The 19,508-nt window shown below is 71.5% G+C and carries 17 protein-coding genes and 1 pseudogene; 11 read left to right on the forward strand and 7 right to left on the reverse strand.

Annotated features, from left to right (window positions below; translation table 11 throughout):
- Positions 1-96 precede the first annotated feature (96 nt).
- From H7X46_RS07665 to H7X46_RS07690, 6 genes and pseudogenes are all read left to right on the forward strand, one after another.
- A complete protein-coding gene (locus H7X46_RS07665; protein ID WP_186358739.1) occupies positions 97-1,707 on the forward strand; it encodes a molybdopterin-dependent oxidoreductase in 1,611 nt (536 codons plus the stop codon).
- A gap of 613 nt (positions 1,708-2,320) precedes the next feature.
- Entirely contained in the window at positions 2,321-3,007 is a 687-nt protein-coding gene (locus H7X46_RS07670) for a fasciclin domain-containing protein (RefSeq protein WP_186358740.1), read from the forward strand.
- A gap of 257 nt (positions 3,008-3,264) precedes the next feature.
- Complete coding sequence (locus tag H7X46_RS07675) at positions 3,265-3,720, forward strand: DUF4383 domain-containing protein (protein WP_186358741.1); 456 nt, start codon at positions 3,265-3,267, stop codon at positions 3,718-3,720.
- A 798-nt stretch (positions 3,721-4,518) separates the two neighbouring features.
- The gene (locus tag H7X46_RS07680) at positions 4,519-4,755 is read left to right on the forward strand and encodes a hypothetical protein (RefSeq protein ID WP_222131226.1); all 237 of its coding nucleotides are present in this window, start codon (positions 4,519-4,521) and stop codon (positions 4,753-4,755) included.
- A gap of 616 nt (positions 4,756-5,371) precedes the next feature.
- A pseudogene (locus H7X46_RS30555) lies at positions 5,372-5,599 on the forward strand (antitermination regulator); the annotation flags it as partial.
- 97 nt (positions 5,600-5,696) lie between these two features.
- Positions 5,697-5,933: an ANTAR domain-containing protein gene (locus H7X46_RS07690; RefSeq protein WP_186358743.1), complete on the forward strand. Its 237-nt coding sequence runs from the start codon at positions 5,697-5,699 to the stop codon at positions 5,931-5,933.
- Between the two features lie 360 nt (positions 5,934-6,293).
- Here H7X46_RS07690 and H7X46_RS07695 read toward each other — a convergent pair whose 3' ends face one another.
- Complete coding sequence (locus tag H7X46_RS07695) at positions 6,294-6,728, reverse strand: hypothetical protein (protein WP_186358744.1); 435 nt, start codon at positions 6,726-6,728, stop codon at positions 6,294-6,296.
- A gap of 448 nt (positions 6,729-7,176) precedes the next feature.
- On the reverse strand, positions 7,177-7,494 hold the full coding sequence (locus H7X46_RS07700; RefSeq protein ID WP_222131227.1) for a hypothetical protein: 318 nt from the start codon (positions 7,492-7,494) through the stop codon (positions 7,177-7,179).
- A 1,402-nt stretch (positions 7,495-8,896) separates the two neighbouring features.
- Here H7X46_RS07700 and H7X46_RS07705 point away from each other — a divergent pair.
- The 3 genes from H7X46_RS07705 (at position 8,897) to H7X46_RS07715 (ending at position 11,676) form a co-directional block, all read left to right on the forward strand.
- Positions 8,897-9,553 carry a GAF and ANTAR domain-containing protein gene (locus tag H7X46_RS07705; RefSeq protein WP_370588652.1) on the forward strand — a complete coding sequence of 219 codons (657 nt, stop codon included), beginning with the start codon at positions 8,897-8,899 and terminating at the stop codon, positions 9,551-9,553.
- Between the two features lie 171 nt (positions 9,554-9,724).
- Entirely contained in the window at positions 9,725-10,363 is a 639-nt protein-coding gene (locus H7X46_RS07710; protein ID WP_186358747.1) for a GAF and ANTAR domain-containing protein, read from the forward strand.
- A gap of 431 nt (positions 10,364-10,794) precedes the next feature.
- Positions 10,795-11,676 carry a thermonuclease family protein gene (locus H7X46_RS07715; protein WP_186358748.1) on the forward strand — a complete coding sequence of 294 codons (882 nt, stop codon included), beginning with the start codon at positions 10,795-10,797 and terminating at the stop codon, positions 11,674-11,676.
- 372 nt (positions 11,677-12,048) lie between these two features.
- On the opposite strand, the gene H7X46_RS07720 is transcribed toward H7X46_RS07715, so the two are convergent.
- The 4 genes from H7X46_RS07720 to H7X46_RS29450 all read right to left on the reverse strand — a co-directional run bounded on the left by H7X46_RS07720 (position 12,049) and on the right by H7X46_RS29450 (position 14,650).
- Complete coding sequence (locus H7X46_RS07720; RefSeq protein WP_186358749.1) at positions 12,049-12,228, reverse strand: hypothetical protein; 180 nt, start codon at positions 12,226-12,228, stop codon at positions 12,049-12,051.
- Positions 12,229-12,347: 119 nt separating this feature from the next.
- Positions 12,348-13,181, reverse strand: coding sequence for a GAF domain-containing protein (locus H7X46_RS07725; protein WP_186358750.1), 834 nt, complete (start codon positions 13,179-13,181; stop codon positions 12,348-12,350).
- Between the two features lie 821 nt (positions 13,182-14,002).
- On the reverse strand, positions 14,003-14,398 hold the full coding sequence (locus H7X46_RS07730; RefSeq protein ID WP_186358751.1) for an STAS domain-containing protein: 396 nt from the start codon (positions 14,396-14,398) through the stop codon (positions 14,003-14,005).
- 126 nt (positions 14,399-14,524) lie between these two features.
- On the reverse strand, positions 14,525-14,650 hold the full coding sequence (locus tag H7X46_RS29450; protein ID WP_255426093.1) for a hypothetical protein: 126 nt from the start codon (positions 14,648-14,650) through the stop codon (positions 14,525-14,527).
- Positions 14,651-15,656: 1,006 nt separating this feature from the next.
- Here H7X46_RS29450 and H7X46_RS07735 point away from each other — a divergent pair.
- A complete protein-coding gene (locus H7X46_RS07735; protein ID WP_186358752.1) occupies positions 15,657-16,142 on the forward strand; it encodes an SPW repeat protein in 486 nt (161 codons plus the stop codon).
- Positions 16,143-16,303: 161 nt separating this feature from the next.
- Here the strand turns inward: H7X46_RS07735 and H7X46_RS07740 are convergent, their stop codons facing one another.
- Complete coding sequence (locus H7X46_RS07740) at positions 16,304-17,878, reverse strand: DUF6777 domain-containing protein (protein WP_186358753.1); 1,575 nt, start codon at positions 17,876-17,878, stop codon at positions 16,304-16,306.
- 613 nt (positions 17,879-18,491) lie between these two features.
- Here H7X46_RS07740 and H7X46_RS07745 point away from each other — a divergent pair.
- A complete protein-coding gene (locus H7X46_RS07745) occupies positions 18,492-19,268 on the forward strand; it encodes a GAF and ANTAR domain-containing protein (protein WP_186358754.1) in 777 nt (258 codons plus the stop codon).
- Positions 19,269-19,508: the final 240 nt, after the last annotated feature.

Here is a 19,508-nt window from a genome sequence, read left to right on the forward strand (position 1 = left end):
CGGTCGACGCCGGGCCCGCGGGCGGCGGGACGCCGAAAGTCGCGGTCTCCAGTGCCAGAGATCGAACCAAAGGGGCATGGGCTTCGAACACCGTCCATGAGCGCACCCACGGCTGACCCGTCCTCGACCGATGGTCCCTCGTGGCTCCCGCGCCTGCCCGCGGCCGCAGGTGGGGTCCTGGCCGTGGCCGCGGCGTTGGGGTTCGGGCATCTGACCGCCGGGGTGGTGTCACCCGCGTCCTCGCCGTTCCTGGCGGTCGGCGACGTGGTGATCCGATTCTCCCCGCAGTTCCTCACCGAGTTCGCCAAGGCCACCTTCGGGGTGGCGGACAAGCCGGTCCTGCTGGCCGGGATGGCGGTGGTGATCACCGCGGTGGCCGCGGTGGCCGGCCTGGTCTCCCGCCGCCGGCCCGGCCCGGGCCTGGGGGTGGTCGCGGTACTCGGGATGCTCGGGCTCGCCGCGGTGGTGGTCGCCCCGGTCTTCACCGCACGGGATCTCCTCGCCCCCATCGTGGCGCTGATGGTGGGACTGGTGACCTTCGCCGGGTTGCATGCCCTCGCGAGGCGCGCTCACCCCACGGTCACGGATGCTGGTGCCGGCGGTCGCGCCGAGGCGGAGGCGGGTGTCGGTTCGTCGCGGCGCGCGTTGCTGATCGGGTGCTCGGCCGCGGTCGCCGTGGCCGCGCTGGGCGCCGGCCTGGGCGGGCTCGTGCTCGCCGGTGTGGCGGAGGCCCGGCAACGGGTCACCGACCAGCTGGCCCGGCTGCGGCCGGTGACCGCGCGGGCACCGGCGATCCCGGCCGGGGCGGCGTTCCCGGAGCTCGGCACTCCCAGTTTCCTCACCCCGAACTCGCAGTTCTACCGGATCGACGTCGCGCTGCGGGTCCCCGCCCAGCGCGCGCAGGACTGGTCGATGCCGATCCACGGCATGGTCGACAACCCGTTCACGCTGACGTTCGACGACCTGCTCGCCCGGCCGCTGGTGGAACGCACCATCACCATGACGTGTGTGTCCAACCCGGTCGGCGGGCAGCTGATCTCGACGGCGAACTTCGTCGGGGTCGAGCTGCGTGAGCTGCTGCTCGAGGCCGGGGTCCGGCCCGGCGCCGACCAGATCTACTCCACCAGCATCGACGGCTGGTACACCGGCACCCCCACCGAGGTGCTGCTCGAACCCGGCCGTGGCGCGCTGCTGGCGATCGGCATGAACGGCGAAGCGCTGCCCCCCGAGCACGGGTTCCCGGTGCGCATGGTCGTGCCCGGCCTCTACGGCTACGTCTCGGCGACCAAGTGGATCGTCGACATGGAGGCCACCACCTTCGCGGCCAAGACCGGCTACTGGCTCGAGCGCGGGTGGGCGCAGCAGGCGCCGATCAAGACCCAGTCCCGCATCGACCGCCCGCGCGGGTTCGAAACGGTCCCCGCCGGGCGCGTGGTCGTGGCCGGGATCGCCTGGTCCCAGCCCACCGGCATCGACACCGTCGAGGTGCGCATGGACGGCGGACCGTGGCAGGCCGCCGAGCTGGCGACCGAGGTCAGCGGGCACACCTGGCGGATGTGGCGCACCGCGTTCGACCTCGCCCCCGGCAGCCACACCGTCCAGACCCGGGCCACCGACGGCACCGGTGTCACCCAGACCGCACGACGCGCCGACCCGATCCCCGACGGCGCCTCCGGCTGGCCGGCGACCATCTTCACCACCTCCTGACCCAGCTTGGCCCTGCACCGACACGAACCCGTCACCGACCCGGCGGCGACGCAGAGCACGTACGAGTTGCGGCCCTCGCCAACTCGGGGATGCCAGCGCGCAGGTCGGCGTGCTCGATACCGGCGGCCGACCAGGTCGCCTGCGCGGCCGCGGGCGCGCTCGGGCGGGCTGTACGCAGCGCTGCACAAAGGGGAGCCCACGACCCGGACTCTCACCTCCAGCGGATCCGACCCGGCCTCACTCCGGGGCGTGCCAGCGATGCCGGGCTCAGCGACAACGCCACGAACTCGGGCTAGACGGCTGTGATGGTCACTCCAGCCAGCACCGCCTGAGGCGGGCCCGCGTTGCAACGACCGCGTTGTTGAGGTTCGCGGACGCGGTCGTGCTGGCCGGCGCCCGCTCGACCGATCACTCGGCCACGAAGCCCGGGATATGTGCACCGCGTTCGCCGCGACACGTCGGCTTGCCTCCATCCATGCCGGGGGGGGCGTCGGATGGTTCACCCCAGGATTCCGTGGCTGAACCGTTACCTGATTCGGTGAACCGCCCGCCCCGTCGCCGACGAACGCTTTTCGAGCCCGGAACGCCCGGGATCCTTTGTTGAGGAGTTTCCGTGCGCAACAGCAAACGAGTCGCCGCTCTCGGCGCCCTGGCCGCACTGACCGTGACCCTTTCCGCCTGCGGCGGCGCGGATCAACAGGTAGACAACGCGCCACCGCCCGCGCCCCCGGCACCCGCCGCGCCGATGAACCCCCCGCCGGCCGCCGCCGGGGACGGGGTGACCACCAACGCCGACGTGTTCGGCCCGGCCTGCTCGCAGCTCCCGCAGGGTGATGCGCCCGGGTCGCTGAACAACATGGGCCCGCAGCCGGTGGCCAGCGCGGCGAGCACCAACCCGCTGCTCACCACCCTCGTCACCGCCGTCGGGAAGGTCGACGGGCTGGCCGACACCCTCAACTCCCAGCAGGCGATCACCGTGTTCGCCCCCTACAACGGCGCGTTCGACGAGGTCAAGAAGGCGATGGGTGACCAGGCGTTCACCGAGCTGCTGGGCAACCAGAAACAGCTCGGCGGGCTGCTGTCCTACCACGTCGTCCCGCAGCGCTACGACGCCGCCGGCCTCGTCGGGGCCAAGACGGTGACCGAACTGGCCGGCGGGCAGGTCACCATCGGCGGCACCGCCGAGGCCCCCACGGTCACCGACGGCAAGGGCAACACCGCCAACATCCTGTGCGGCAACATCCCGACCGACAACGCCACCGTGTTCGTCATCGACAAGGTCCTCATGCCCGCCAGCTGACCAGCTTTCCTCAGCAGAATGATCCGCTGACCGCAGCTCTGCATGAACCCGAGCAGGGTGGCCCCATTTCAGCGGGCCGACCTTGCCCGGGGCCTCGGTCCTCCCCGTAGTGGGGTGGGAACTCCAGAAATCCGGATCTCGGCCACCAAGAAATCGCCAGCGCCACGTTTCGTGGCGGCACAGGCCGCGATCCAGTGACAGCAATCGGTAATGACTATCAGCAGTTTCCAGTATCAGATCGAGGGAGAGGTCCTCTCATGTCGCAATCTCCTGGCGCGCGCGTCCGCGTCGGCCGTCACCCCGTCCAGCTCGCCGCCGCCGTTGTCGGCGCGGTGTTCCTGCTGGTCGGCATCCTCGGGTTCATCCCCGGCGTGACGGCCAACTACGAGCAGCTCTCGTTCGCCGGCCACGGATCCGGGGCGCTGCTGCTGGGCGTGTTCGCGGTGTCGATCCTGCACAACCTGGTGCATGCAGCCTTCGGCGTCGCCGGACTGGTGCTCGCCCGCAGCATCGCCGGCGCCCGCAACTTCCTGATCTACGGCGGTGTCATCTACGCGGTGCTCTGGATCTACGGGTTGGTCATCGACCACGACAGCGCCGCCAACTTCGTCCCGGTCAACACCGCCGACAACTGGCTGCACCTGGCCTTGGCCATCGCCATGATCGCGCTCGGAGTGCTCCTCGGCCGGCGGCACCCCGCCCGCACCACCTGAGCACGCCACTAGCACGCCCGGTCGCCGCCACGAAACGGCGCCCGGGCTGCCCCGGGCGGCGACGATCGGCCCGATCGGCTCTCGAGCACCGGGGAGCCGACCACGACGCGACGCCATCCGGACCCGACCCCTGTGCACTGCTTGCGGGGCGTGCAGGTGCGGCGGGACCGTGGTCACCATCGCCACCCTTCGGGAGAGGAGGAGGCACATCATGGGCAAGGGCGCGCGGGTAGCCGAGGTGCCGACGCTGGTCGGGCTCAGGACCGCGGCCGCGCACGACGCGGCCCTTGATGCCGGCCTGCTGGCGGTACTCCAACATCCCGCTCCTGCTGGCCCCAGCGTCGTGACGGTCACCGCCCAGCGCCCGTCACCCGGTCGCCGGCTACGCCGCGGCGCCCGGGTCCTGATCTGGGCTGTGCCCGACGACGGTCCGGGTGACGACTCGGGTGGAGGTGGTCACCGCGTCCCGGTCAACCCCCGCCCGAAGACCCCCGCAGGGACCAAACCAGGCCCGTAACGGGGCTCGACATGCCGACGTCCCGGGGTCGGAGACTCCGGCGGCTGGCGCCCGGCTGATCCGGCCGCCCTGCCGCGTCCGAGCTCGGCGCATGGCTGAGTGATCTGGATCACGTATACTGCCGCGGTGTTGAGAGGATCGCTGCAGTTCCAGGCGACCCCGTCGACAGCTGGTCGGGTTTCCCGGATGTATCGGGGTCGGAGGCTGGGGCGATGACGTTGACTCGGATATGTCAGCCCGTCCTGATCGGCGATGCGGGGCCCGCGGGGGCGGAGCGCGGGGTGCTGGCCGGGGTTGTCGAGCGGTTGTGGGTCGAGTTCGCGGCGTCGCTGGAGCGGGCGAGCGTTGCCGAGGTCGTTCGGACATGCCGCGGCTACCTGGCCGGTGTGCCGGCGGGTGCGCTGCCGGAGCTGGTCGAACGGCTGGCCCGCGAAGAGCTCGCCGACCGCACCAGGCAGCCGACCGAGGTCGAGGCTCTGTTGCTCGTCGAGCACGGACTCGAGGCCGAAGGGAACTGAGGTCCGGCTACGTGTCTCCGGTACGTGGGTAGCGCAGGCCATCGGGCGGGATCGGTTGGGCGATCATCGGCCCGGTGCCGCTCCGCGCGACCGGCGGAGGCGAATTGGTATACCGCCCTGCTGTTCCCCTGGGATGGGCGAGGTGACGAGCCCATAGATCGGGTCTACGCCCGCCTGGGCATCCTGACCCAGCGGCTCCACCGGGCGCGCCGCGAAGCCACCGGCGGCCGGTGAGGGCCGCGGCCGAACACTGGCCGTCGCGAGCGTGCGCCCCTGGTCACTGGGTCGAGTCTGGCAGTTGGTGCCCCGTGGCTGGTTTCGCGGGGCGTGGTGCGTGCTACCTGCATGTTTAGGGTCCGGCCCGGGTGCGCACGGGTGGGGCCTTAGAGCCGGTCGGTTCAGCCCATGTGCCGGCTGGCTCGTCTCGTGTCCCGGCGCCCGGTGGACACCTGTGGTCGGTTCTCGGAGCCCGAGTACCTCGCGGACGCGTTTGCCCGCGTTGCCCGGGAGATGGAGGCCGCGGCCGGCCCGGCGCAGACCCAGCAGGTGGTGACCCGGCGGGCGGTGGAGATGGTCCCGGGCTGTGGCGACGCCGGCATCAGCTTGCTCCGCCGTGATGGGCTCGGTCACCACCGTGGCCGCCACCGGCGAGGTCGCCCACCGGATCCATGTGCTCCAGCATGAGCTCGGCGAGGGCCCGTGCCTGAGCGCGATCCAGAACCGCGCCGTCTACACCGTCGACGATCTCCGGAATGATCAACGTTGGCCGCGGTTCGCCCGCCGGGTCGCCGACGAACTGCCGGTGGCCAGCATGCTGTCGTTTAGGCTGTTCACCTCCGAGGACACCACCGGCGCACTGGATCTCTACGCCGACCAGCCGCACGCGTTCGACGCCCACGCGCGCGATCGGGACCGTCCTGGCCGCGCACGCCGCGATCGCGATGCTCGCCGCCCGCGAACGCGAGCACGCCGACCACCTCGAGGCCGCCCTGCACAGCAGCCGCGAGATCGGCATCGCCATCGGCATTCTGATGCACAGCCGCCAGCTCAACCGGGACCAAGCGTTTGAGTTCCTGGTCCACGCCTCCCAACGGCTCAACCGCAAAGTCCGCGACCTCGCCTGGGCCATCGCCGAGGCCGGCGAGGTCCCCAGCGATACCGGTGCTCAGAAACGGTGAACCGTGCCTGTCCCGGGTCCACGGCGAGCACCACCTCACCGCCGCCGCAGGCGCGGCGGTCTGTAGCGGCCCGGACCCCAGGCCGCCTCGCCGCTCTACCGGGCTGTTCAGCGACGAGGCCGGCGTCGCGGGGAGCCATGGTACGACGGGGTACCGGGCCGGTCCGCGACGGCGTGTTCTGCGGTGGCCTCGGGAGGAGCTGGCGTTTGACCGGGGGTGGGGCCGGCACACCGGGCCAACCCGACACATGTGGCGTGCATGAAAGGCCTGGGCCTGCACAACTCACACGGTGGCTGTTCCGCACGGTGGTACCGGCCTGTCGCGGACTGTCCGGCCCGGCCATCGCGGGCTGGGAGCGGGTCAGCCGGCCTGCCCCCATGGTGCGCCCGGATCCGGCGGTGGGGCGCCGTCGATGATGGTCAGCGTGGGCGACCGGTGTTCGATGAGCTCCACCAACGCCCATCCGCGGCCGGGCTGGCTCACGCGGACATCGTCGACCTCGTAAGCCGCGGCGAGTCGTGGTATGAGGTCGGCGATGTCGTCGGCGAGCTGCCCCGGCCGGAGCCGGACGGTGAATCGCGTCGGTGGCCCGAGCTCGATCTGCCCGATGTGTGGGAAGGCGCGTGGTCCATCATCCGGGACCACGCGCCGGGTCAGCCGGTAGCCGGCACAGACCTCTCGCCAGATCGCGCGGATCTCGTGTCGGTTCTCGGCATCAAAGACAGTGTCCTGGCCGGGTGGCCCGGCCCACCGCCAGCTGAATCTCCCGAAGAACGGATTGGCTGCAGTGGCCATGACGTGGCTCGATTCGTGTGCGCACCATGCCGTGCGGAAAGGTGCGCACACGGCCGGCTCGGACACGCCGGGTGCCGCCACCTATTCGACATGGTGTCACAGTCATGTTGACCGCTGCCTCATCATGTTTGCTGAATCAAAGTTGGGGGACGTATGCGGTCCCAGGAGCCGGTCGGTTCAGCCCATATGCCGCTGGCTCCCCTCGCGTCCCGGCGCCCGGCGGACACCTGTGGTCGGTGGATCTAGCGTCAGGCTGGACGAGGCTCCGGCACATCGAGCAGCCTGCTGGCCGACGAGGCATCCCGCGCTGGTCAAGTCCGTTGGCGTGGTGTTCGACGGCTGGCCGGTGATCTTGCCTGGTTCTGTTAGGCACCGAGCGCCGGGGCCCGTTCACGCCGTTGTCAGGAATCGGTGAGGTGGGCCGACGAGCTCGCGTGACCGGTGCCGATCAGTGGCGACGGCCTGCACGCCGCATGAAGAACACCATCGCGCCGAGTGCCACGACGGCAACTGCTCCGAGGATCACGGCGAATGCGACGTGGATCCGATCCGCCACACCTTGGCCACCGATCACGATCGCCAACAAGATGCCCTGTGCCACGTATCCCCAGCCAAGCGCCCGGACATCGGCGACCTCGTGGGCGCGCGGCATCCACCACCGTTTGACCGGCGGGGCGTTGCCCGTAACAACGAGGCGCAGTCCCATGACTGCGATGAGCAGGGCCAAGGCGACCAGGGACCACGTGAACAGTTCCATGACGCTCATGCTGGCGCGCGCTCCTGTCCTGGCCTCGGCGACACTGGCCGCCACGTTCCGGGCCGGACGCGGCACTCGTTTCGCTGGGCCTTCGCCGATTCGTCGCGTCCGTCACCGGTGCTGTTACCGCGGGCACGTCGAGCGCCGGTCGCGCTCGTACTTGTGATCGCACCCTGGTGGCCTCCCGTATGGCGCTAGCTGAATCTCCCCAGTCCTGCTAGATCAACTTCCCCAGGTGAGCACGGGTTCCGGCGTGGCGTTGGGACCGGGGACGGGTCTGCCGCTGGGCTGCTGGTGAGTGATCACCGGCGGACTGGCGGGAGGCCCGGGTGTTGTCCTGGGAGGCTGATGTGGAAGCGCACGCGTGTCGGGAGCAGGGCTGAACGAACCATCAACATCTGGGCCGACCAGCGCAGCATCCACCTACTCATCAACTGCGAGGTCCTGCGCGCCGTCGCCTCACGGCTGCGCCCCGAAGACCTGCGCGATTGGGCATGCGTGCTGCCCGCCCAGCCGGTCCTCCACCCGCTCGCGGCGCCCTGCGGCGTCGACGCAACGGGCCCCCGGCGCCGCTCGAGCCGGGCGCTGCTGTCGAGGTCGACAGAACGGTGACCAAGGACGGCCGGATTCCCTCGCCGGGGCCACCCATCTGATCGGGTTCGCTTACGCCGGGCGCCGGGTCACGCTGCGGCTGGACGGCCACCTCATGCACGCCGTCATCGACAACGCGCTCGATCGACAACGCGCTCGCTGGGACCTGGCCTGCCCCATTTCACCGCCCGGCTCGCCGCGCTGCAGGGAGCCGGCCCAGCCTCGACCGCCCTGCCTCCGCCTCCACTGCCCGCCGGCTCGCTCCAGGCCATGTGCAGAGTCCACGCCAGCGGCCGGATCATGGTCGCCGGCCAGCGGATCAAGCTTGGGCCCCGCCACGCCGGGAAGCTCGTCACCGTGGTCATCGAGGACCCACCTCCGCATCCTGCACGACGGCGAAGAGCTCGCCGTCCGGCCACGACGCCGCCGCGCGCCGATCACCCGACTCCACATCACCGGCGCCGGAGTGCGCACCACGGTCGCCGGTCAAGCATCAGCTGAGAACGATCGGACAAGTCTCACCTGAGACCCCACAGCGACAGATGCGGGCCGGTCGACCGCCATTCGGCCCCAGCCCGGGTCGGGTCTGCGTCACACCCATCCTGTACTGGGCAGTAGGCGGTGACCCGGGGCGTCGCGCCGCCCTACGGTGTGTCGCCATACGGTCCCCGGGGTCGGCCGCCGTCCGGCCCAACCCCCTCGAGTACCGAGCACGGAAGGACGCATGGACCCACAGCAGGTATGGCCGCCGGATCGGACCGGTGAGCTGGCCGAGTTGTTCGTCGAGTGCGCCGACACCCTGGTGGCCGGGTTCGATCTCGTGGAGTTCCTGATCCGGCTGTGTGACCACTGTGTGCGCGTGCTCGGCGTCGACGCGGCCGGATTGTTGCTGGCCGATCCGCAGGACCGGCTGCAGGTGATGGCCGCCAGCAGCACACAGGTCTGGCAGCTCGAAGTGCTGCAGACCGAGATCGGACAGGGCCCGTGCCTGGACTGTCACCGCGCCGGCGTCGCGGTGGTCACTACCGATCTTGCCGCGGACGGCGAGCGCTGGCCGCGGTTCAGCCCGGCCTGTCGGCAGGCCGGGTTCGCCGCGGTCCACGCGCTGCCGATGCGCTACCACGACCAGGTCATCGGGGCGATGAACCTGTTCGCCCACAGCCCCGGCCCGCTGCACCCGGACTCGGTGCGAATCGCCCAAGCCCTGACCGACGTGGCCACCATCGGGCTGCTACACCATCGCGAACGCGCCGACCAGGCCACGCTGATCGGCCAGCTGCACACCGCGGTGAGTAGCCGGGTGGTCATCGAGCAGGCCAACGGGATGCTGGCCGAGCGGTTCGGCCTGACCCCTGACCAGGCGTTTCGGCTGCTGCGACAGTATGCCCGCGATCACAACCGTCGCCTCACCGACCTTGCCGCTGCCGTCGTCACCGGCCGCGAGGACCTGTACCGGCCCGAGCCCGGCAGCCGCTGACGGGACTGCTGCAGTCCCGCCGGCGTCGCCGGAGCAGCGGGACCGGCCGGCCCACTCCACCGGTGCAGCCCGACCCACGAAACTGAGCGGCGACTGCCACATATGCGCGCTGTCGTTACCCTATCCTTAGCCTCCTGACGAGTCCTTGACGCGACAAAGGGTGGCTGGGGTGTGACCGCCGATCGGTTGGTGCAGGCCTGCGTCGACACGCTGGGAGTCGACGGGGTCGCGCTGACCGCACGCGGCGACCGCGGCGAGTTCGTGCACCTGGCCGCCACCGGCCCGGCCACCGGGATCGCAGAACTGCAGCTGACCACCGGCACCGGCCCGTGCTGGGAGGCCGACGACTCCCACCGTCCCGTGCACGGGCCCGACCTGACCCGCCCGACCGAACGGGCCCGCTGGCCCGGGTTCGCCGACGCCGCCGTCGAGCACGGGGTGCGGGCGGTGTTCGCGTTCCCGCTGCTGGCCGGCGCGGTCTGCTGCGGCACCCTGCTGCTGTGCCGGCATCGTCGCGGCCCACTGACCGCCGGGCAGCTGCGGGACGGGCTGTGGTTCGCCGCCGCCGGGCTGGGGACGCTGCTCGACCTGCGCGCCGGGATCCCCACCGGCCAGCCCACCGATCCGTTCGGTGCCGGACAGGCCCAGATTTTCCAGGCCAGTGGCATGATCGCCGCCCAGATCGACGGGGGCGTCGACGAGGCCCTGGCCCGGCTGCGTGCCCATGCCTGGGCCGCGAACCGCTCCGTGGCCGAGGCCGCCGCCGACGTCCTGGCCCACCGCCTGCGGTTCGCCCCCGACTCCACCTGAACACCTCGACGGTCGGTCGGTGACGCTCGAGGTCAAGCGGTTCGGTGCCGCCCTGGCCGTGCACCACCGCTGCGCGGCGGCATGATTTGGGCTGGACGATCTCGGCGATCGCCCGGCATCTGGGGTGATCACTCACCAGCAGCCCAGCGGCAGACCCGTCCCCGGTCCCGACGCCACGCCGGAACCCGTGCTCACCTGGGGAAATTGATCTAGCAGGACCGGGGAGACTCAGTTAGCGCCATCATCCGAGCAGCATGTCGGGTCCCGAGAGATCGTTGGCGGTCCGTTCTCGGGAGATCGTCGCACGCGGCCGCCGAAGTGGTCGTTGATCCGCAGTTGTGGCGACGCGAGCAGCGATCGCGCATCCCTACCCTGGCCCCGGGAGTAGCACGCCATCACCCGACCGCTCGGACTCGGAAAGACGGTGCCCCATGGCCGACATCGCGCTCGGTTTCCAGCCTGAGACTCGCCGGGTCTACGACGCGCCGCTGCTGCGCGGGGTCGACGGCGACACGGTCAACATCGACCAGTCCGTGCGCATGGTCTCGATCGACACTCCGGAATCCCACTTCGGGGGTGCCGCGCCGACCGCGCAGGCCACCTTGAACCGGGCCCGGGAACGCCTCGAGGCCGGCGACTACGACGCGATCGGCCCGCAGCTGCGCGACTACCAGATCGCCCGGCTCACCCCGACCGCCGCCGAGCGGCACCTGAGCGCCGGTGCCCGCGCCGCGGCGGAGTTCGCCAGGATGCGCGCCGAGCGCTTGGTGATCGACCCGGTCAGCGGGGTCGGCAAGGTCGGGATCCTGGTCACCGGCGAGGTGATCGAGGAGAACGGGCGCCTGCTGGCGTACGTGACCCCATGGCTGAACAAGCCGCTCCCGCCACCGAACGACCCGCGGCGGCGCACGTTCAACCTGCAGCTGGTCGAGACCGGGTGGGCCGCGCTGTTCCTGATCTACCCGTCCCTGCCCCGGGACTCCGACCTGCGCCGAGCCGTGACCGCCGCCGAGACCGCGTGGGAGAACAAGCTCGGGGCCTGGCACGAGTTCGGCGAGGACCTGCTGCTCGGCTACGAGTACCGAGCCGGCATCAAGCTTGGCGAAGCCGACAAACCAGACCAACCCCCGGTCCCGCCCGGCGAGCGGATCGACGCTGCGTTCCGGCGGGTCTGCGTCGACCTGCGCACCCGCGAGATCCTGGGCCGCTTCGGCTACCACAAGATCGAGCCGCCATTCCGGCTCTGGTTCTGGCAGAAGGACCTCGACACGGCCCGCGAGATGTTCCAGCTCGTCGACCCCGCCATCCCCTGACCAGAACTGCCGTAGCCGCGGTTCGCGCTGGCCCGGGGCCCGCGTCGTTCGCCGCGCGGCCGGCGAATCCGGGCATCGTCGACAACTTGCTGTGGCCGCGCAGTCGACATCGCGCCCGACGATGTGCGCCGATCGAATAGTCGGCTCAGCTCCGGAGACCACGCACCGTGGGACCGTCGGTGTCGGACGCCGAGCACGGCGGTAGCCACCTCCCGCTGAGTGCGGACGGCGGGACGCCGCTCGGCGGGGCCGAGACCAGCACGGCCGGTCGGGTGGGATCCCGTCCAGGCCGAGCCGGGCCCGGGTGGCTTCGTCCCACCACGGCCCTGCCGGATCCGCGGAACGGAGCATCGTGGTTCGAGCTGGACGGGCTCACTCGGCCCGGTGTGCTGGGGTGGCGTGGTTGCGGCGGGCGAGCTCGGCCAGGTCGGCGGCGACCTCTTCACCGGCCTGGCGCCACGCGTTCGCCCGGGCGCGGGCGAAGTAGCCGCCCGGGTCGGTCAAGATCGCATCGATCTGGTCTTGGGCATCGGGGAATCTGAACCGGATCATGCTAGAACCGTCCGCTCGTGCCCGCACCATGGTCGACAGTTTCCCACGTCCCACCCGGGTGGGCAGCCCGTCCGACCGCTGAATGGGTACGGGTTGTGGCCGGCGGTACCGCGGGTGGGTCACATGATCAGTGCGGTGGCCAACAGCGTGGCCAGCACCCGGACCAGTGCCACGTCGATTCCGTCGAGCTCGCCGGGGCCGGGGGCGTCCATGCTGATCAGCCCGACCACCGTGTCCGGGGTGGCGACCGGGCCGATCAGCACGCTGCGGTAGGCCCGCTCGTCGTCCCACCAGCACGGCGGCGGCTGAACCGCGGTATCTGGGAAGTACAGCCAGGCCCCGCCGTGCGCGATGCCCAGTGCCGCCGCACCGGCGGTGGTCTCCTCGCTGAATTCCGCGGTCGGGGCTCCCGCGCGTCCGGCGAACCGTTCCGGGCGCAGCCGGGGTGGATCGTGATCGAGCGCGAAGAAGCACACTCGGGCCCGGTGCTCGCCGCCCAACCCGGCCAGTGTGGTCACCACCAGCGAGATCGCCTCGCCACGCAGCTGGGTCTTGGCCGCGCCGCGCGCCACCGTCAGCCGGCCCAGCAGGTGCACCAACGGGTCCAGGGTGTCGGACAACGCCACGCGCAGCGCCGCGCGGGCCGCTCGCGCGGCCACCGTCGCGTCGGCGCGGGCGGCGTTGGCCCGGCGGCGTTGCCACAACGGCAGCCCCACCGACACCGCGGTCAGCACCGCCCCGGACACCACCAGCACCGCCTGCAGCCGCACGCCGGACACCAGCCCCGACACCGCGGCCGCCACCCAGGCCAACACCGCCGTGACGACCACGATCGCGGCCAGGAAACGACCCTGGCCGTCCGCCCAGCCCGCGCGCCACCCCGGCCGGGCGGCGCGAGCGAGCCCGGCGTCGCCCTCACCGCCGGTCACGGCATCGTCCCGCAGCGTCACCACCAGCCCAGCATGCTCTCATCAGCCCAGACCTAGCACCCCAAAGAGCGCCTGGACTACACACAGAACGCCCGATTGGCCTAGATACGAACTCTGGACGGGCGGACATACCGGAGACGGCCGCATGCTGCACGAGCGTGGCCACCGCTTCTGCAGTGCTCGGGCCGGTTCTCACCGGTTCCAGCACGAACACCCGTCCCAGGCGAGTCCGGCCTGCTCGGCTGGTCCCCACGATGGTCGACACGCTGATGTCGGCCGGTCTATGACCTGGTCGCGGCTGTGGCGACGGACCGGGATCGACGTCGACCCGCCCTGGTGCAGCTCGCGCCTACGCCACCGTGCTGCTGCGCGCGGGCTCCCCGGTGGAGGTCGGGAACAAGGCTGCTCGGGCACGCCTCGGTGACCACCACCGGTCGCGGTCTACCGAGACCGGGGCACGCGTCGTGGCAGGCTCTCGCCGCGGGCCCCGGGTCGGTCTCCCCGGGCGCGCCGCTCGGGCCCGATCCCGCACAGCCGGCGCCCTCCGGGGCTCATCTCCTCCCGATGTCGTCGATACAGCCCGGGCACACCGGACCGGACAGCCGCCCCCCGGGTGTCGACAGCCTCCCCTGCACCGGCGCGCGGGCCGGCTCGTCGGCCGTGGCGGGCTCCCCGCCCCGCAGCGGGTCGTCCCCGCAGCGCACGCACACCGCGTCGTCGACCGCGCCGGCGGGCACCCCGCCCGCCCGGACCGCAACCCCAGCGGGCCCTGCCGGGCCGCGCGCAACCAGATCATCGCCACCTCCGCCCGTGCCAGCGGATGCGGTGCCTGCCCGAGACCACGATCAGGGCACCGGCTCCGCCGACCCGGCCCGGGCCGGCGGTACGACGACCGGGTCCGGGATGCCGGCCGGCGTGGCCTCCGCGTCGGACACAGGCGGGGCGAGCGGGGTGGGGCGTAGCCCCCGGATCCGCAGCAGGTGTCGGGTCCGGCCCAGGTGGCGCTGGGTGCGCCCGAGCACATCGAGCAGGCTCGGGTGGTAGCTGTCGACGTCGCGGCCATCGACGGTGATGTCCTCGATCCCGGCCGCCAGGACGTCGCCGATGTGCAGGCGCACCCGTCCGACCGCGGCGGCGTCGAGGTCACCGCGCAGCACGATCACCGCCTGGTCGGGGGCGTCGAAGAACGAGCCGATGAAGCTCGCCGCCCCCGGCCTGAAGTCCGCGTGGCTGTGTGCCATCGCGTCATCGCCTCCCGGAACACACTGATCGAGCAGTGGGTCGCCGGGGTCTGGGGCGACTACCTATCCGGAATGCTAGGTGATCCACATCACTGCGGTCGAGGAGGGGTGGGCGCGCACCCTGGATCAGCCCGGCAGCCATCCCAGACCCAGAAGGACCAGGATGACCAGCGCTACCAGTCCCGCCTCGATTCCCCAGCCCAGCCGGTCGATCAGCGCCGGCGGCGACGGTGGTCGCTGGTGCATCATCACGGTGGTGTCCTCGCGGCAGGCCCCGTTTCAGTTACTCCCAGCCGCCGACCGCACCAGCGCGCCGCGACCGACCCGGGCCGATGGTGCGCCCCGACCGGTCGCCCCGTACGGACGCGCTCGACGAACTGTCTGCGCGTTCGGTCTCCATGGCCATCCAGCGCGGGCCTCCGCCGCCATCCGGCCCGAGCCCCACGGTCCCGCCTCCAAGTCGAACCGCCGCCGCGTCCACCGGGCGGGGCGCCCCGGGCCGCGCTCAGGAACTGGGGTGGCGGCGTGACGCCGCGCCGCAGCGACGGTCGCGTGGCATGGACGGGGTATCAGTGAGTTCCGGTGTAGACGCCGTTCTTGTAGAAATCGACGTACCCGTCCCCGCCCTCGTCTTTGTACACGCACTGGGAATGACGCGCCCGCCGATGACGTCCGTGGAGTAGCTGCCGCCAGCGGCCTTGCACTCGCTTTTGATCGCCTACTCCGGAATTTCCTCCTCGGCGCTGGCCACTGATGCGCTCACGGTCAAAGCGGCCACCGTCATGGCGGTGGCGACGAGGATGGAACGAAGCCGCGGCATGATCATGACCACTCATTTCTCAAGGCGACCGAACGATGATTATTGGAAGGACGGCCGTTGCGGCTTCCGGCGCACAGGGGGCAGCCCCTTCCGGGCGTGAGAGTAAACCCGACACCCGCCCGCGGTGCGTGCCCGTTTGTGGGGTGGCACCGTGGCTCGATCCCCCAAGGGCATGTGGTCGGGAACGGCCACGGTGCCGGAGGTCCACGTCGTTGTGGCTCTCGACGGCGTTCGGTCAGGGGCGGCGCGAGGGAACCGTCGTCGTGATCCGCCGGGGCCGAGCCGCGGCAGCCGCGGTCGTCGCACTCGGCCCAGCGGCAGCCCGGCCAGCAACCGCCAGACCGGTCAACCATCCTCAGGAATTAGCCTCTGTCCCGCCGACATGAACAGGTCGACAATGGCTCGACCGACAGCGGTCCTCCCACGGAGGTGAGCAACATGTCCACCCCTCAGAACCCCCCGATGGCCGAACACCCCGACTTCGCCGAGGTCGCGCGGGGCCATGAGCTGCAAGAGGTCCGGATGCGCTACGAGCGCGCGGCCGAGACGGTCACCGGGCAGGTCATCGAGGGCGTGATCCTGCTGGCCGGGCTCTACCTGGCGCTGTCCGGGTGGATCGTCGGGTTCACCGGCCCCCTGCAGACCCACAACCTGATCATCGGGTTGGCGATCGCGGTGCTCGGCTTCGGGTTCGGCGCAGCCTATGGCAGTACCCACCGGCTGGCCTGGGTCTGTCCGGTGCTCGGGGTCTGGACAATCGTCGCGCTGTGGGCGGTCAGCGGCGCCGCGGGTGGCATCGGCGCGATGCTGACCAACATCCTCGCCGGGGCCGTGGTGCTGTTGGCCGGGCTCGCGCTGCTCGGCGCCCCCCGGATGGGCGGCGGAACGATACTGCGCACACGGGAGGGGCACCGCACTCGCTGACTGCAACCAGGCAACGTAGAGAAGGGCCCCTCGACCATCCCCGGTGGGAAACGGGGATGGTCGAGGGGCCCGCCTGCTGCTCGTAGCTCCCGACGCAAGTCGTGTGAGGCCTTCTTACGGCGTGCTGTCCGGGTTCGTCGGTGTCATTACGCCCTCCTTGGTCATTGTCCGTTGCCGCCGGCTGGCTGTTCCAGGCCCGCCTGGGCGCCGTCGGGCTGCTGCTCGGCACCGGGCTGCTGGTCGGGCTGCTCACCACCGGGCTGCTGCTCACCGCCGGGCTGCTGCTGGCCGTCGGGCTGCAGCTCGGCACCGGGCTGCTGGTCCGGCTGCTGCTGGACGTCGGGCTGCTGTTCGCCGTCGAGCGGCTGCTCGCCGGCGGGCTGGGCGCCGTCGGGCTGCTCGTCACCGGGCTGCAGTTCCGCCTCGGGCTGCTCGCCGGCGGGTAGCTCGTCGGGCTGCGGTGCGCCGTCGGGCTGTACGGCCAGTTGCTGGTCGCCGCCGGGCTGCTCCTCGGGCTGCGGTGCGTCGAGCTGCTGGGCACCACGTGGCTGCGGCGGTGGGGGCGAGGGCAGTCCTGCCTTCTTCTCCTTCTCCCGGGCCAGCCGGTCGAGCTCGGCGGCTTCGGCGTCGGCCTTGGTCTTGTCGGCGTCGGCCTTGTCCTTGTTCTGCGCGGCCGCACCGGCGTCCTTGATCGCGGCGACGATGCGGCTGCTCAGCCCGGTGGGGCTCGCGTCGTTGAGCTGGGCCTGGGCGGCCAGGCGCTCGAAGAAGGGCCTGGTCGGATCGTTCGCGATCGCGATGAGCCGATCCCGTTCGGCCGTGAGGTTGTCGAGACGCTGCTTGGCCTCCCGCAGCCCGGTGTCGGCGATCCGGGCCGCGGTGGCCGCGTCAGCGGCCCGCTCCTTGGCGGCGTCGGCGTCGATCCGGGCCAGCACGGCCGCCTTCACCAGCGCCGGGTCCACCTTGGTGGGCCCGGGGTTCGGGCCGGGCTTGGGCCCGGGGTTCGGGTTGGGGCCGGGGATGGGCTTGGGGTCCGGCTTGCCGGGCACCGTGATCGTCGTGCCGCCGGTGGTCAGGTTGACGAAGGTGTTGGTGACGATCTGCCTGCTGGCGGGGGTGATGACGGTGACCGCGGGATCGCGGCTGGTGCCCTGGGTCAGCGGGTTGCCGTTGTAGCACTTCACCGTGGGCTCGCCGTAGCTGTTGATGAACACCGCGGTTCCCGCTGCGAGGACCGCCGGGCGGGCGATGAACGTGCCGTCGCGGTAGCCGTGGTCGATGACCGCGGTGTTCGCCCGCAGCACGACCGGGGTGAGGCTGTCCACGAAGGCGGGGATGCCCGCCGGGGCCACTCCGAGGACCTGTGCCCACGCGGCGGCCTTGGCCGGGTCGGCCTGCAAGTTCTCGATCAACGCTGCGGCGTCGCAGGCGGGCCGGGCCGGGTCCTGCGCGTACAGGCCGGCCAGGCCACCGGACTGGGGACCGCCCGCACCCGGCACCGGGGTGATCTCCGGCTGGTCGGTGCCGACCGGGGTCATGAACGGGTTGTCTCCGGCGTAGGAGACGGCCTGGTACTCATCGCCACCGGACCAGGCAGGCAACAGGGTGGCCCCGCCGGCCGCGGCCAGCACCAGCGCGGCGACACCGGACACGATCTTGCTGCGGGTGCTGAATCCCCGCCGCGGCGGCGGGTGACCCGTCGGCATCTCGGCGGGGCCGGCGAGAAACTGATTCATCTGGTGAGTACCTTTCTCGGTGCTGAGTGAAATCGTGCGGGCCCGCGTTGCTCCGGGAGTGACCACCTCTGACGGGGGTTCCATTCGCCGAAACTCGTCGAGGACCACAACTGTTCGGCACTGATGTCGTGAAAGCCATCGGGTCACCCCCAAGGCTCCGGGTGTCGGCCCCACTTCCGGCGGTGGGTGCTCCCTACCGCCATTTGCAAAGCGGCCGCCGGAACTCGATCCGTCCTGTTTGGTTGGCCGAGATCACGGCAGCGCTGGCCGTGGCGAGGTGGTGACGGACAGTCGGGTCTCGAGGGTCGGCTCGGCTGGCGTCGCCGGCCGGTGCGGCCTTCGTGTCCCGGCGCGGCCACCCCGCGCCAGGGTCACCACGCTGTCCGCGACCACCGCCACCGGATCTGGCCGGGCCGCGGCTCTCGCGCTCTGGCCCGAAGCTGGTCGGGGAGGGCCGTGCCGGGCCTCGAATCCTCCGGTGCCGAACCGCCGGCGGCCGGGAGTGGCGGGAGGGCGGGGCCGGTGGCTAGCGTCGGGCGCGCAACCCCGTGCCCTGGTCGCGGAGAGGGGGTCTCGCGGACCGACGATCGACCACTGACAGGAGTCCGCCCGAATGCCGTCCGCCCCCTACGACAGCCTGGTCTCGGCGCTGCGGGCCGCTGCCCAGAACCTGATCTCCGACCGCGCCGTGGAACACCGCCCGGATGGGGGGATGGGCCAGATCCTGGCGGCCGCGGTCGCCACCGTCCCGGGCGCCGACGTCGGCGGTATCTCCATCACCGAGCACGGGGTGATCGACTCACCGGCGGTCACCCATGACGACGTCCGGCTGCTCAACGAGCTCCAGACCCGGCTGCACGAAGGCCCGTGCTTCACCGCCCTCGAGACCCCACCACCCGACGGGGTCATCGATGCCCAGGATCTGACCCGGGCTCCGGATGCGACCCGCTGGCCGCGGTACGCTGCGCAGGCCGTCGAGCACGGCTACCGGTCGCTGCTATCCACCGAGCTGTCGCTGCGCGGGCGCCACCGGGTCGGGATGACGCTGTATGCCCGCGAGCCAGGGGTCTTCGACGACACCGCACGCACGCTCGCCGGGCTGTCCGCGGTACAGGCCGCCCTGGTGGTCAACGGCGCCGATCGGGCCGCACACCTGCGGCGCGCCGTCGACTCCCGTGACCTGATCGGCCAGGCCAAGGGCATCCTGATGGAACGCTTCATGATCGACGCCGAGGAAGCCTTCCGGATGCTCGTGCGCGCCTCGCAGGAGACCAACGTGCGGCTCGTCGACGTGGCCCACCTGCTCACCGAGGGCGCCCTCTCCGTTCCACGCAACTCTGTGAGGAACCCGGAGAAGCCCGGCCCCAGGCGCAGTCCCGACCCGAACTGAGGTCGCGAGGATCGCACGTGGACCGGTGCGGAACCGGCCACGCTTCACGTAGGCTGCGCGGCGCGGTCGGGACCTGTCGAGCAGCTGCTCCGGTGCCCGACCGTCCAACGCCGGCGACGGCGGGGCGGGCTGGCCATCTCAACCCGCCCCGCCTCGACCGCGAGACATCCGCGGGCCACCCGCGGCCGTGGGCGGGCGTATATCTCACCGCTGGAAGGCCAAACGCCACCGTCGGCTGGT

The organism is Pseudonocardia sp. C8 (assembly GCF_014267175.1).
Lineage (GTDB): Bacteria > Actinomycetota > Actinomycetes > Mycobacteriales > Pseudonocardiaceae > Pseudonocardia.